The 14,196-nt window shown below is 45.2% G+C and carries 9 protein-coding genes and 1 pseudogene; 3 read left to right on the forward strand and 7 right to left on the reverse strand.

Features of this window, described 5'->3' with window-relative positions; all coding sequences use genetic code 11:
- Window positions 1–143: pseudogene (locus tag K5Q99_RS10730) on the forward strand (ISAs1 family transposase); the annotation flags it as partial.
- A gap of 732 nt (window positions 144–875) precedes the next feature.
- Here the strand turns inward: K5Q99_RS10730 and K5Q99_RS10735 are convergent.
- From K5Q99_RS10735 to K5Q99_RS10745, 3 genes are all read right to left on the reverse strand, one after another.
- Window positions 876–3,032, reverse strand: coding sequence for a TonB-dependent siderophore receptor (locus tag K5Q99_RS10735; RefSeq protein WP_220776860.1), 2,157 nt, complete (start codon window positions 3,030–3,032; stop codon window positions 876–878).
- Window positions 3,033–3,347: 315 nt separating this feature from the next.
- On the reverse strand, window positions 3,348–3,818 hold the full coding sequence (locus K5Q99_RS10740; RefSeq protein ID WP_106650528.1) for a PA2404 family protein: 471 nt from the start codon (window positions 3,816–3,818) through the stop codon (window positions 3,348–3,350).
- Entirely contained in the window at window positions 3,818–4,984 is a 1,167-nt protein-coding gene (locus tag K5Q99_RS10745; protein WP_220776861.1) for a PepSY-associated TM helix domain-containing protein, read from the reverse strand. Before K5Q99_RS10745 ends, K5Q99_RS10740 begins: the two co-directional genes overlap by 1 nt.
- A 461-nt stretch (window positions 4,985–5,445) precedes the next feature.
- On the opposite strand from K5Q99_RS10745, the gene K5Q99_RS10750 reads away from it, so the two are divergent.
- A complete protein-coding gene (locus K5Q99_RS10750) occupies window positions 5,446–6,360 on the forward strand; it encodes a hypothetical protein (protein ID WP_220776862.1) in 915 nt (304 codons plus the stop codon).
- Between the two features lie 114 nt (window positions 6,361–6,474).
- On the opposite strand, the gene K5Q99_RS10755 is transcribed toward K5Q99_RS10750, so the two are convergent.
- The 4 genes from K5Q99_RS10755 to K5Q99_RS10770 form a co-directional block, all read right to left on the reverse strand.
- Window positions 6,475–7,263 (reverse strand): CLCA_X family protein, encoded by a 789-nt coding sequence (locus tag K5Q99_RS10755; RefSeq protein ID WP_220776863.1) that lies wholly within the window; start codon window positions 7,261–7,263, stop codon window positions 6,475–6,477.
- Between the two features lie 43 nt (window positions 7,264–7,306).
- The gene (locus K5Q99_RS10760; protein WP_220776864.1) at window positions 7,307–8,347 is read right to left on the reverse strand and encodes a sensor domain-containing diguanylate cyclase; all 1,041 of its coding nucleotides are present in this window, start codon (window positions 8,345–8,347) and stop codon (window positions 7,307–7,309) included.
- 345 nt (window positions 8,348–8,692) lie between these two features.
- Window positions 8,693–9,760, reverse strand: a complete 1,068-nt coding sequence (locus K5Q99_RS10765) for an AraC family transcriptional regulator (RefSeq protein WP_220776865.1) — start codon at window positions 9,758–9,760, stop codon at window positions 8,693–8,695.
- Window positions 9,761–10,723, reverse strand: coding sequence for a diguanylate cyclase domain-containing protein (locus tag K5Q99_RS10770; RefSeq protein WP_220776866.1), 963 nt, complete (start codon window positions 10,721–10,723; stop codon window positions 9,761–9,763).
- 577 nt (window positions 10,724–11,300) lie between these two features.
- Between K5Q99_RS10770 and K5Q99_RS10775 the strand changes: the two genes are divergently transcribed.
- A complete protein-coding gene (locus tag K5Q99_RS10775; protein WP_220776867.1) occupies window positions 11,301–14,054 on the forward strand; it encodes a TonB-dependent receptor in 2,754 nt (917 codons plus the stop codon).
- The last annotated feature ends 142 nt before the right edge of the window (window positions 14,055–14,196 follow it).

The following is a 14,196-nucleotide window of genomic DNA, read 5'->3' on the forward strand; positions in this document are numbered from 1 at the left end:
CCATGCTTAGGCAAATATCACTGAATATGCTTAGGGCTGAACCTTCTAAAGGAAGCATTCCAGCGAAACAGAAAAGAGCTTGGATGAAACCTGAATATTTAGAATCGGTTCTATTAGCAGGGTTGCAGCTGGACGAATTTTAAACACTCATGCGGTTGCCCTGCTATTCATAGCGTCCTCACATTCGAGTGATTATTTGATGGGATAGCAATGAGTAACTGCTATCTCTTAAGCATGAAAGACCATACTTAAGATATTAATATTATTTATAATGACAAATAATGACTCGAGACACTCATCGCACAACAACTTCATATGATAATTAATTTCAAATTTAGCGATTTTTTTGAAGTTATAATCTGTAATGTGTGTTTTTATAATCAAATTTAAGTTATTTAAACTGAAATGCACTACGTGGACATTATGTCCACCTATTGTGGTCATAATGTCTAGATCCTGGTGTGTGAATATCGATTTTGTGATTTACTGTTCATTAAATTAAGAACGACTAAATATAAAAGTCATCTGAATAAAAGTTGGTATGAAAATCGCAATTATCTAAAAAATCAAATAAGTTATTTAGCTGAATAATTATTGTTACTTATTTAACATTGCTAATGATTGTTAAGGGAGTATCACTGACGCTAAAGTGAGCGACATAGTTGAACCATGTGAATTAAATAGGCGTAATAAACAGTGTTAATAATTTACAGATATAATCCATGTCGAGAATGAAACACGTACCTGTACCAATTTAATTAGTAACTGCAACATTAGGTGTGTTTAATATTTGAATTGGCCCAATAAAAAAGGGATAGCCGATATTACGGCTATTCCTTTAACGATTAGGCTAGAAATTTAGAAACGCTAGAAGTTTAGAAACGATAACTAAAACTCACCGTGGCATTACGCGGCGTACCATAGTGATATACGCTATAGGCTGCAGATGATGCAGACATATAAGCATAGTATTTTTCATCTAGAAGATTTTCTATGTTAATTTGCAGATCCATATTGTCGGCCAAGTTATAGCGAGCCATCAGGTTCACTAAAGTGTAAGCGTCCTGTTCTATTAACACTGTATTTTCTGAGTAGCTGTCACTCTGCCAATTAACACCCCCACCCACAGTTAATTCAGGCAGATAATCGACAAACTGATACGTGGTAAATAGCTTAAACTGTTTGCGTGGACTTGTGGTTGCCATCCTGTTTCCTTCCACATCTTCAGCTGTAAACTGAGAATAGCCCGCTGTGATGTTCCAACCATCAATAAACTCGCCTACAGCCTCTAACTCGAAACCTGTACTTTCAGTACCCTGAGCAGCTTTGTAATTAGTAACAGGTTTCCCATCAATCATGACAGTTCCATTTGGTGTTGCTAGGTTGTCTTGATCAATTTTAAATAGCGCGACAGTTGTGTGCAGACGATCGTCAAGATAAGCACTCTTCAGACCGATTTCATAAGCTTTACCTTTTAATGGGTCTAGATACACCCCATAAGCATTAGTCACATTTTGCGGATTAAATATTTCGGTATAACTCGCGTAGGCACGATGTTGCTCACTAATGTCATATAAGACACCGACATAAGGTACAAACACCCCATCATCGCCAAAGTTGGTATCAGTGCCGTAGCTCACTCCTTCACGATTCCAGCTCGAAATCCGTCCGCCAGCAATGATTTTTAAGGCTTCGGTAATGGTGAAACGGGTTGCAGCGTAAAAACCTTTTTGCTCAGTGTCCATCTGCAGCTGACGATTGGCGTCCGTTGACCATTCAGGCTCAGCAAATGCATTGCTTTGCCATTCGTAAAAGTTATCTACGGGCTTGTTGTCGTAACCGCTCATATTATCCCGAATGGGTTCAAAGGTATCGGCATAGGACTTTTGTTTACTGTATAAAGCACCGACGACAAACTCATGTTCACGATTAAACAGTTGATAATCCCCTTTTAACTGTAAATCGAAATTATCAGAGTTGCTCTCACCGTGGCTGTGATAACGCTGACCACTTAATCCTGCCCCCGTTTCTTTATCAAGCAAACCAGACATGTAGATCATTTTAGTCGTAGTTTCATACTCCATACGGTTGTAGTTCGCCACCAGTTGCCAGCCATTGTTGAAATAATGATTGAGGTTGGCAAAGTAGTTTACGTTGGTGGTTTCCCAGCGACTCCAATCTGCTGCCGTTGTAGCAGAAACATCCCAATCGGTAGGTGTGCCATCGCTGAATACGGCTGGTAATGCTCCCCACATGGCGCCTTTAGGATTATTGTTGTTGTAACTGCCCCCCACGCGCAACATAGTGTTATCTGTGATATCAGTATCGATAACACCGTAAAGAATGGTTTTGCGGTCTTGATAAAGTTCTTGATATGAATCGCTATTGACGTATTTAGCAACCATACGACCGCGCACACTACCACTTTCATTGAGGCCATTGGAGACATCGGCGGTGATCTGTTTTTTATCCCAACTGCCCGTTGCTACATCGACATAACCTTTCAGGTCACTGCTATCGGCATGTTTACGAACTAAATTAATCGAAGCAGAGGGATCTCCGGCACCTGTGAGTAAGCCAGTTGCCCCCCGCACCACTTCAACTCGCTCGTAAATGGATACATCAGAAACGGTTTCACCAGCATCACCACCTAAACTCCAAGATAAAGGTACACCGTCAATTTGGTAATTTTGCACTGAAAATCCGCGAGCATTGAAACCATTACGCACATTGTCAGTTTTAGATGACGATAAACCTACCGCATTATTAACGACATCAACGACGGTATTAAGCGCCTGATCTTGAATTCGCTCAGCGGTTAAAATCGACACTGACTGCGGTGTTTCCATTAGCGACAATCCAAGCCCTGTGGCGGTATCGATTGTTTTGCTAACAGTGTATTTACCCATCACTGTGATTTTTTCAATATTTTGGTCTTGTAAATCAGGAGTTGACTGCTCCTCGGCTAAAACCAGTAAAGGATTTAAGGCCAAAGCAACTGCCGCCGTAAGAGGAAGTAAATTAAATTGCATAGTTAGTTGGATAGTTTATTTAGAGTAGCAATACGGTAACACTATTGCGAATCACTTTCATTTGTATTTTAGTGATTAGGATAACATTTTCGTGATTGACTCACGAAGGACAATATAATTTGGTGTTTAATGCACTTGAAACCTGACATTTAAACTGAAAGCGCACAGCAAGCAGAATGATTATTTAGCCTTTAAGCTTAGATACTTAACCTTAGATACTTAACCTTTAAAAAACGCCCCCTTAGCTTGTTAGTCTAAGAGGTCGTCTTTGCTATTTGGGCTTTAGCTTTCAAACCTGTTTTGAGGGGATTTTTGTTATTGACCCAGTATATCGGCGGGCAGCGGCCATTTGCCGACTTGCCACTCACCTTGCCAATTCTCAATCGAAATCCACAGACTTTCGTTCGACGTTAAGGTTTTTGACGAAATCGCGTGCACATGCTGGCCATGCTTATTACCGTGTATAATGCCATTTTCACTGCGCTGTAAGTCTGCGATAGGCAAAGCTTGAGTTCCAATATTGGCGTAGCCTTGGCGTATATTGGCTATATCTCCTTTTTCAAAAACCAACATAAAATCTTTTACGTAATCATCATGATGCACGTAAGGCGCGTTAAGGTCTAAGGGTAAAGGCGCAATGGTAAACTCGCCCAACTGCTGAGCCTTCCATGCAGGAGGAAATGTGGGTGTTAACGACTGATATAGAAATAATATCGGTAGGAGTAGAATTAACCCACTGAGTTTATACTTATTTCTTAGCCAGAAGCTTGAGTTAGTAACAGCCATTAACATCCCTCCTCTAGGACTTCAGTTGCTGTGTTTTGAGCGCTTGTATTTTTAAATGCTCGCAGATTGCGCAATCCCCACATCATAAATCCTGTAATCGACATACCCGATAGAATTAATCCAAAAATAAACCAAATGATTTTTGTCCAAATACCGCCTAAGGTGCCGTAATGTAGAGGATCGGCAATATGCATTAGGGTTTGCATGCCCGTCATCGTCTCGGGTGAGGTGGCACGTGCAACCTCCCCTGTCCAAGGGTTAATACTGAGGTTGTATGAATACTGGTCGTAGAAAATATGATCGCCGCTACCGCTCAGGTGATACATGTCTCGATTGTGTTCTGGTTGCATCACATAACTTGGCTGAAAATCTGGAAAACGTGTTTGCGCTAGCGTTAAGGCTTGTGCAAATGACACGCTCGGAGCCAGCTTCCCTTCATTTTCATGGACGTAGGGCAATTGTTCTACGCCGACCAATGGCGCATGGGGTTCTATATCAATATCCGCATGCCAAAAAATGGCTTGGGTTAAATACCATAACCCCGTCACGGCCATGATGGCGATAAACCAAATAGACCAGACGCCAGACAATTTATGTAAATCTGCTAATAACGTCTTTTTTCCTTGATTGAGACGTAACTTAGGAGCAAAAAAACTTCGCCAAAAACGTTTGTAAACAATCAGGCCAGTAATCAAAGATGCGAGCATGAACAGCGCCATCGAACAAACGAGGTAATAGCCCAAGCTGTAACTACTTTGCCAAGGAAATAATAACCACGCATGTAACGATCTGATGAAACCGACAAATGTCATGCCTTCATTGATCTGTTGGATTTCACCTGTGTATTGATTCACATAGGCCATGGCATAGGGTTTATCCACGTCACTGAACATCACCACATTCACCAAATATGGCTCTAAAGTCATAGCGCCAGTAACTGCCGCACTTGGGTAGGCTTTCTCAACAATCGTCATTAGCTCGCTGACTGGTTTTTCCGGCAAATCATTAGGATTCAATGCTCTGGATGCAGGATTAGTGAGCCAAGTGATCTCATGACTCAATACCGCAATCGTGCCCGTCAAACAGATAAAACAAAATAACAACCATATTGGGAGCGACACCCAACCGTGCAACATAAACCAGAATCGGTTACTGATCTTCGCCATTTGTGACTTTCCTAACACTTATCGAATTTCGAGAGTGTAAAGGTAATGCAAATTGTTATCAATACGATGTGCCGGTAATTGTTTTCAATTAGAATGCCGGTCACAAAATACTTTGATGGGGAATCATGATGCATAAAACGTTATTAGCTACGCTCATTTCGAGCCTGTTGTTAGCCCCGAGTTTGTACGCTCATTAGGCTTAATCCCCTACAAATATCGATTTCTACGATCAAGGCTTCTTCGGCGAACCGAGAAATGTCGAACTTAGTCTGAGCTACAATTTCTGATCATTTTATTCATTAGGGATACCGCGCATCGCTTTTATGTGCGGTATCCCTAAGTCAGCATTATCATGTGTTAAAACATCATCCGGTAAACGATAGCGGATTAAGCCTTTGGGCTCAGGGAGATATCTATTACAATGAAGTCCATTTAAAACCCGTGAAACAGATGTTCAGCCTATGCCTAAGTCTCATACCCATATGCACCAGCATTTACAGATGCCATATTCGCGGGTCGATCTTCACACGTTGGCGCATCAACTTGCCCTCAAGCAAGTGACCATTATTGGGAATGCTTCTGGCAATTGGCAGCCAGCGACTGCAGGTACGACATTTATCTTTAACGGCACGCAATGGCATGAGAAAAGTACTCAAAATAATCTGATAGTGAATATCGCTAACGGCGGTTTTGCTGAGTCAAAATATGCCTTTGTGGTACAAGGTCACCCGCAAAGTGGTTTGCTTACCCAAGCGTTGACACAGGTTGCGATTGAATTAACGCCCAAACTTGGCTGTTGGCCTTCATCTGGCCTAACCACAATAATGCTGATGCAGCAGTTATCTCAGCATGTGCAAGTGCAGCGGATGTCGCTGTTTCCGAGTTTAGCAAGGCCCAATGATTTACCGCCTGAAGACCACTTACCTTGTATGGTGCATAACTGGTTAGGCGAACGGCGGATTGCGCAGACGCTCGCGCCCACACTTGACTGGCCGGAGTTCACCTTGCCAGCAGTTTGTTTAGCAAACTTAGCGGCAGTCAATAAAGCGCGTGGTTCCCAAACTTCAATGATGATGAAAACGGGCAATCCTTTTGATTTACTTGCGCGTTTACAAGAATCAACCCCATCGGCAGATATGCCACATTCCGCAAAACACATACAACTCGATTGGTTGATTACGCTGGCTCATACGCCTATCGACGTTTGGCTAAAATATGCGGATTTAAAACAAGTTATCAATGCCGAAGCATTATTTTTTAATCACATGCCAGAATCAAAACCCAGCTATTGGTATTTAATGGATACTAAGGCGTCCCAATATCTCGATGCTATCCGCCACAGTTTGGCCTATTGCTGTCAAACACATTCGGCTTAAACAAGGACTGACTCACACCTCCTCTAATCATTAACAGTTAGACTTGCCAACTAAGCTTGTACTCGCATCACACTGCCATTTACCGTATTTTGACGTACTTTCAAAAGTTTATAATCAGCCAAGCGGATGTTTACTCAATGCCATTCCTAGCGGCTCGAAATAATTGAGCAAAGCGTTAAAAATCACTTTTCTGTGGGCTTCATCGGGATAAGCCCCCTCCTTTGCCATTGCTGAAAAGCGTGTCCCAGACACTAAATACGGATTCGAAATCGCATCATAGGATTCAATACAGGCTTCAAATGCCCGCGCCATCATTTCAGTTGGCCGTGCGAAGTACTGCATGCCATGTTTTTTGTCTAAGGCAATCGCTCGGCGCACATAATCATGGGGCTCATCGCCATCACCACTTAAAAACGTTACCTTGAAGATCTCTGATAAGCGTGCATTCAGTGGATGTTCTATGATGGGCAGATCCGACAACCAAAGATCGCTCGCGCATTGAAACCGCTTAGACGAAGATTTGAAGGACTTGGCGGCAATATAGTGGTCAAACGCATGCCAAAACTCATGGGCTAAAGCGCCAGCACCGGCATTTTTTGCCAAGGCCAATTCCCGAGTCGCGGGCGCATAATGGGCCTGAACGCCTTTTTGACCGCCATGACCAAAAGCCAGACTCACGGTTTCGCGCAGCCCTAACGTCAAAGGTGGCAACTTTAAGATAAAGGCCAGATCGGCGAGCGAATCAAACACCAGATCCGCAGCAAGGCGCGATTCATCCCGCGTAACCCAGCGGCCAACACGTACATGACTAAAACCAAAGGTTTGTTTAACATCAAGAAATGTCACCTGCTCACCAAATCGGTAATCGGGTCCATGGCGGGTATATTGCTGATTGATTAACACAGTTTCCCTTGAGTACTAATGCACTGAATGTCGAATGCTTTGTTTAGCTGGGCTTGTGGCGAGGTAACATCACCTCGTCCCATATTACCGCACGATTTCGTCCGAGGGTTTTAGCATGATAGAGTGCTTTATCGGCCTCGGCCACCAGCTTTTCAGCATCCGAGCGGCACTGACTTCCGGTTCCAATGGGCAATGCAACCTGCTCCACATCTGCAATATCAGTACTGTTATCAATACTATGGCGAATAATCACAGGGGTTAAGGCGCTGACCCCTGCTGAAAATTGATATTGAAAATCAGCCACGATTGCAGAAATGTCCTCATTGGCAAGGGATGACATCATACGCATTACGATTTTTTGAGCGGTATCAACCGTGGTTTCTGGCAGTAGTAGTGCAAACTCTTCACCGCCGAGGCGGCCAAAAATATCGTAGGGACGCGTTCGAGTGCTGATGAATTGGGTAAAATGTTGCAATATCTTGTCACCGACTTGATGGCCGTAGCGATCATTAACCAGTTTAAAATTATCGATATCCATCATCACTAGGCATAATGGCAACTGTAAGCGACTCAAGCGTTTGATTTCGTGCTCTAACTGCTGAAAAAAATGACGCCGATTGGCAATCCCCGTTAACTCATCGGTGAGCGCGAGGCGATTTAATTCAGTCTGCGCATTCCTAAGGGCAAATTCGACCTGTTTTAACTGGGTGATATCCGTGCAAACAATCACCATATCGCCATTGTGATAAACCTGTTCCGAGAGTTGTAACCAGCAGCCATCCACCAGATCCACTTCAAAACGTCGAAAAGTCGATTTACGTTGATTGGTATGAATCAGTTCGAGCCATTCCTCTATGGTTTCATGTTCAATGTTCGGTCCCTGTTTATGGGTAAAGGCAAAGCGCATCATGTCATCAAAATGCTTGCCGACCATGTCTTGCTCAACAAAACCAAACATTTTGGCAAAGGTATTATTATAAAAGATAAAATGATTATGTTTGTCTAACACTGCTAGACCATTCTCGCTCAGCCGCAAAGCTTCCGTTAAAAATGGGTAAACCAATTCAAGGGGTTTCTTATCCATCGGCATTCCTAGCGATAACATTAAATAGGCTCAATCACAGATTAGCAGGGATCACTCTAAAACTCGCGAGTTTATGTCTTTAAGTATTCCGCTTCAGCCTTATTTTACCCCTAAAGTTAAATTCTTGGAAAATAGCAACATAGCATATGCATCCTTGTTCCGTGCTTACATGAATATCTATGTTTTAAATATGCAAAATAAGCGATGTAGTCTCGGGTTTTCTCCTAACTGTCATGCATTTTTTTGAATAGAAGTTCACTTTTATATTAACTAACAACAAAGGACCTGTATTAAGTTAGTGGTCAAAATGAAGAGACAATGAGAAGTGATATTTCTTGTAGTGGCTTAAGCCAGCCAGCTGCGAAAATAGGTGGGCAATTGGCCTGTCCAGCGTTTAAAAGAACGCCTGAAATTACTGGCATCACTGAATGACAGTGAGTTTGCAATCGTGTGGGCGTCTTGCGAAGGTGTGGCTAAATAATAAAGCGCTTTGATTAAACGGGTTTCATCGGCGAGTTGGCCAAAGCTTAAATCCATCTCGGCCAAGCGACGCTTTAAGGTCGCTGGGCTCATCATTAATTTTTCTGCCATTTCTGGCAAACTTAAGTTATCCCGCATCAGCGACAAACGAATGCCCGCCGCCAGTCCGAGTCTATATTCACTGGCAAACAGTGTGTAGCGCGGCGATTGAAAGTGACTTTGGCGCGAAATGACAGCATGAGTCACAGCATGGCGTGTAGCTTGTGATTCAACGCTGCTGGCGATCTGCTGCGCATATAACAGCGGTTGCTGCATAAAGGCTTTTGCCATCGAGACTCGACACAGCGGCGCATCGAAACTAATGTCTGTGCCGAAGTACTTATAATATTGGGCGATATTCTGTGGCGTCTCGTAGGGAAAGCTCATGCTGCCACGCCAACCCTGCCCCATCAATTGTTTACAACTGGCGACCAATGACGACAGGCTTAACTCAATAAAGAACTCTGTATGCCGCTGAGTGCCTAAATCGAGACTCAGTAAAAAATGCCATTCTTTGTCACCCTGCCAACGCCAGCACTGTAACCAAGGCTGAGTGAGCCAATGAAATTGATACCAAAATAACCCAAGTTCATTGAGATCCCGTGCGCATAACATCCCCGCAGTTAGCGCGCCACTTTGGGATGGCAGCCATAATTGACCAAGTAAAAAGCTTAAGTCACCACTTGGCCACAGTGATAAACCATTATCCACCAGTCTGAGTAATTGTTTCGGGCTAATGCTATGGCCAGGTTTGCGGATATCAGCACTGAAAATCCCCGTACCACGTAGTAATTTGTCGCAATCCAGTCCCCTTTGCTTAAATAAGCCGACAAGGCTCGCCACCAGCAGTTGGCTATCGATACACTTATCTTGCCAAGTGGCTAGGGCTCTCATTTATCGCGGCTCATGAAACGCGCTGACTGTCGTGGTCTGTGGGTTTAATGGCTGACGGTTTAACTTTTGCTGTGACATTTTTTCATTGAGTAATTTGAGTAATGCCTGCGCTTCATCCTTAAGCGGTCGTTTTGTTGGTTCACTGCTCAGTTTATCCACAACCATCTTGGGAGATGGCAAAGCCCACACCACTGAAACCTCGCAGCCCAGTGCTGTAATGCCGTACTTTAGCTGCTCCGCCATGGTACTGACCCAAGGTGCGATTGCACCATTGAGCAAAATGATAAAACGATCGCCAGCATAACGGCAGACCAAATCTTGACTTCTTAGCTGGGTACTTAACCACTGGGCGACATCGGATAACAGTTTATCGCCCTCTTTTGCACCTTGAAGTTGGTTATATTGATGAAAATAATCGATATCAAGCATGATCAGCCCAAAGGGTTGCTGCTGCGCCAGTTGCTTTAGCAAGTGGTGCTCGAAGGCTTTCGCATCGTTCAATAAGGTTAGGCCATCGGTCAGATGGTGTTGGCGATAAAATTGCTCGCGGGTTTGTAATTGACGGTTGACGACGGCTTGCTCGTCGCGCCACAGCCAAAGCCCGCAAGTTAGAATGAGTAGACCAATCGGCGTTGGCATCTTTTCAAACCAGTTATACACGGGCAGCGTTTTAACGATAAAAATTTCATCGAGTAAATCTAAATAACAACCTAAACAATAACTTGCCAGACCTACCACCAGTAAGTTGGTTACGCGCCCCAATGGACGAGCCGAAACAATCACCATCAACCAACACATGCCCAGCACAAACAAGGCTCCTTCTGCGGCGATATCGAGCCAATCAACTTGAGGAATGGCTTTCGCAGGCGTGTTCTGCCACAGCAGTAGCGGCACGATAAAGATGATCAACAGACTTAAGCCATACACACAGGCCAGTCGCAGCGATTTCACGGGATAATGCAAGGGCTCACCTATTGATTTTGTTGTGCAGAATGGAGTGGGAATTCACCCTATTGGCACCGCAAGCTAACCCAGTTTTATGACAAAAAGGTGACGTACGGTTTAGCGTGATTGCGGCAAATTAGCTCAACCACTTTGGGATTTTACGGCTATTTGTCGGATATTATGCTGGCAACGCTTGCTCATCTTTGCCTAGTCCCTCTCCATGGGCACCAGCAAGTAATTGTTTTTAAATGCTTTAAAATCTATAAGCCTCATATAATACACAAGCCATTCTTCTATTTTCTTGCTGCTAAGCCCACTGTGATAAGCGTCTTTTTAGCTCACGCTCTCGCAAAAAATCGCTATTAAGCGGCGTTTGAGGGCAAGTTTGCCCCGTTTACAAAATCCCGTCACAAATCTGACATTAACCTACCCTAACGTTGCCGCTATTGAATGTTTCTCGTGACTAAAAACACAGATTCAAATCCGTGATGCCATGTCGCAACTCATGTTGCAACTCATGTCGCGATGCAGCGACCGAGGGTAACTGGCCGTCACGGATAACACTCGCGTACCAACAAAATAATAGGAAGTTAATATGTCATTTCGCACGCCGCTATCGGCCATCGCCCTTGCCATTGTGGCCGCTGGCTCCAGCGCCAATGCCTTTGCCGTGGGTAAACTCGAAGGTCAGGTTCGTGACAAAAATAGCCAGCAGCCCTTAGCTGGCGCGAGTGTCACTATCAAAGAGCTTAATCTGAGCCAACAGGCTGGCCGTGATGGTCGCTACTTCTTTGTCGGCATTAATGACGGCGATTACACTCTGGTGGTCAACTACCTCGGCGCTACACCTATGGAGCACAAGGTCCAGATTGCCGATAAGCAAACCAGCCAGCAGGATGTCAGCCTCAGCAGCAAAGATGTTGAACACATTATGGTGGTCGGCCAGCAAGGCGCCTTGAGTAAGTCGATGAACCGTCAACGTGGTGCGGATAACGTGCTCAATGTGGTCAGCGCAGACGTGCTGGGCAATTTCCCCGACAGCAACATCAGCGAATCACTGCAACGCGTGCCGGGGCTTTCTATTGAACGTGACCAAGGCGAAGGTCGTTTTGTGCGAGTACGCGGCATGGCGCCGGACTATAACTCAGTGTCGATGAACGGCACGCGTCTGCCATCGCCCGAGAGCGATCGCCGCGCCGTGGCGCTCGACGTAGTGCCATCGGATTTATTGCAATCGGTTGAAGTCAGTAAAACCTTAACCCCAGATATGGATGCCGACGCACTGGGCGGCGCGATTGAAGTCAAAAGCCTGTCAGCGTTCGATCGAGACGATACCTACGTTAACTTAAGCGCAGAAGCCAGCCAAGATTCTCTCACTGACAACACCAATCCCAAATTGGCCGCCAGTTACAGCGATGTCATTGGCGAAAAGTTAGGTATCGCCATCGGCGCTAGCTGGTACAACCGCGACTTTGGCTCGGATAACGTCGAAACGGGTGGCAACTGGGATTTCACCGATGGCACAGGTTACGGCAATGCGGCGCTCGAGTCAGTCGATCATCGTGACTATGAAATCAATCGTGAGCGTTTAGGCATAGGGGTGAACTTTGATTATCGCCCAAGCGATGACACAGATTTATACCTGCGCACGCTTTACAGTGAGTTTGACGACACCGAAACCCGCAACAGCGCCAAGACGAAGTGGAAATCGCCGCTACAAGCAGGCGAACTCAGCCAAGGCAAAACCACGCGCTCACTTAAATCCCGTAGCGAAAACCAAAACATCACTTCCTATGTCCTTGGCGGAGAAACCCGTTTTGAGCGCTGGACCCTCGATTATCAAGCAAGCCACAGTACGGCAAGTGCCGACAAGCCACGGGATATTGCCGGCGCGGACTTTGTCGCCAAAATCGATGACACAGGTTTTAGCGACAGTCAGCAGCCGCAGATCATAGCGCCCGAAAGCTATTATCAAACCGATAATTTTGAGCTGGACGAAATCGAGTTAGCCGAGTCGAAAGCCAAAGACACCATTAACAGCGCCCAATTCGACCTCAGCCGCCAACTGAGCCTAGGTGGCTATCCTGCCGAAGTGAAAACGGGGCTAAAACTCAGCCGCCGCGATAAAACCAATCGTGAAGAAGTGTGGATTTACAGTGACTTTGCCGACCAAGGCGTGAGCGATGATGCCCTGTTACTGAGCCAATACTCAGGTGATGAAGTCGATTACAGTCTCGGCCGCTTTGGCGCGGGCATTAACGCTTCACCCGTGTGGGATCTGGTGGACAGCTTAGACGCGGATGCCAATCGCGATGATATCGAATCGACCATCAATGACTTTGATATCACTGAAGATGTTAACGCCGCCTATCTTATGGGTCACTTAGATACCGGTAAACTGCGGATACTCACAGGGCTAAGGTTCGAGCAAAACCAATGGGATTCTAAAGGCCATGGTTTCGATGGTGTTAGCGGCGAGTTTATCGATATCAACAACACCAGCGATGAAGATCATTGGTTGCCCGCTTTGCATCTCACCTACCGTTATTCTGACAATACTGTGCTGCGCGGCGCGTGGACCAACACCTTAGTGCGCCCGACCTTTGGTCAACTCGCGCCAGGTTATTTGCGCGAAGAAGATGACGGCGATATCGATTTAACTTTCGGTAATCCCCATCTTAAGTCGCTCGAATCCATGAACTTCGATCTGAGCCTAGAGCACTACTTTGGCAATATTGGGCTCGTGTCGGCGGGATTGTTCTACAAGGACATTGATAATTTTATCTACAAAGCAGACTTAGCCGGACGGGGCGATTATGTCGATGCCCATAGCGCAGTGACTTACATTAACGGCGACAGTGCCCACATTTCTGGGATTGAGCTCAGTTATGTGCAGGAATTCTACTTTCTGCCTGAGCCCTTTAACGGACTCGTGCTCAATTCTAACCTAACCTACACAGATTCCGCCGCCAGCATCAGCTGGTTAGATGACGGCGCAGAGCACAGCCGTGATATTCCGATGCCAAGTCAGTCGGATATCACCGCGAACCTGTCCTTAGGTTATGAGAACACTTACGCCAGCGTGTGGTTATCGGCTGCCTATAAATCGGAATACTTGCAAGAAGTGTCTGAAATCGATGACTCGCGTCTCGATCTCTATGAAGACAGCCACTTGCAATGGGATTTTGTCGCAAAGGCGCATATCACCACCAACCTGACCTTGTATTTCAAAGGCGTGAATCTCACCGATGAACCCTATTACAGCTACGCCGGTAACAGTGCCTATAACGCCCAGTACGAAGCCTATGGCCGCACTTTCCAATTAGGCCTGCAATACACTAACTATTAACGCGCTCATCGGCACTTAGGTTATTAACAAGCTTGAGAGTAGACTTTTTGGGCTAAAAATGGGCTGACAGTGTGCTGCGAAGTTTGCTGACAAGTGTCGATGATAAATTTAATAAAAATCTGATAAAACAGAATACTAGCGA

Origin of the sequence: Shewanella hafniensis (assembly GCF_019655335.1) — a bacterium.
Classification (GTDB): domain Bacteria; phylum Pseudomonadota; class Gammaproteobacteria; order Enterobacterales; family Shewanellaceae; genus Shewanella; species Shewanella hafniensis.

Coding starts and splice junctions, on each gene's coding strand:
- K5Q99_RS10735 (WP_220776860.1), bottom strand. CDS start 3,032: ATGCAATTTAATTTACTTCCTCTTACGGCGGCAGTTGCTTTGGCCTTA.
- K5Q99_RS10740 (WP_106650528.1), bottom strand. CDS start 3,818: ATGGCTGTTACTAACTCAAGCTTCTGGCTAAGAAATAAGTATAAACTC.
- K5Q99_RS10745 (WP_220776861.1), bottom strand. CDS start 4,984: ATGGCGAAGATCAGTAACCGATTCTGGTTTATGTTGCACGGTTGGGTG.
- K5Q99_RS10750 (WP_220776862.1), top strand. CDS start 5,446: ATGCCTAAGTCTCATACCCATATGCACCAGCATTTACAGATGCCATAT.
- K5Q99_RS10760 (WP_220776864.1), bottom strand. CDS start 8,347: ATGGATAAGAAACCCCTTGAATTGGTTTACCCATTTTTAACGGAAGCT.
- K5Q99_RS10765 (WP_220776865.1), bottom strand. CDS start 9,760: ATGAGAGCCCTAGCCACTTGGCAAGATAAGTGTATCGATAGCCAACTG.
- K5Q99_RS10775 (WP_220776867.1), top strand. CDS start 11,301: ATGTCATTTCGCACGCCGCTATCGGCCATCGCCCTTGCCATTGTGGCC.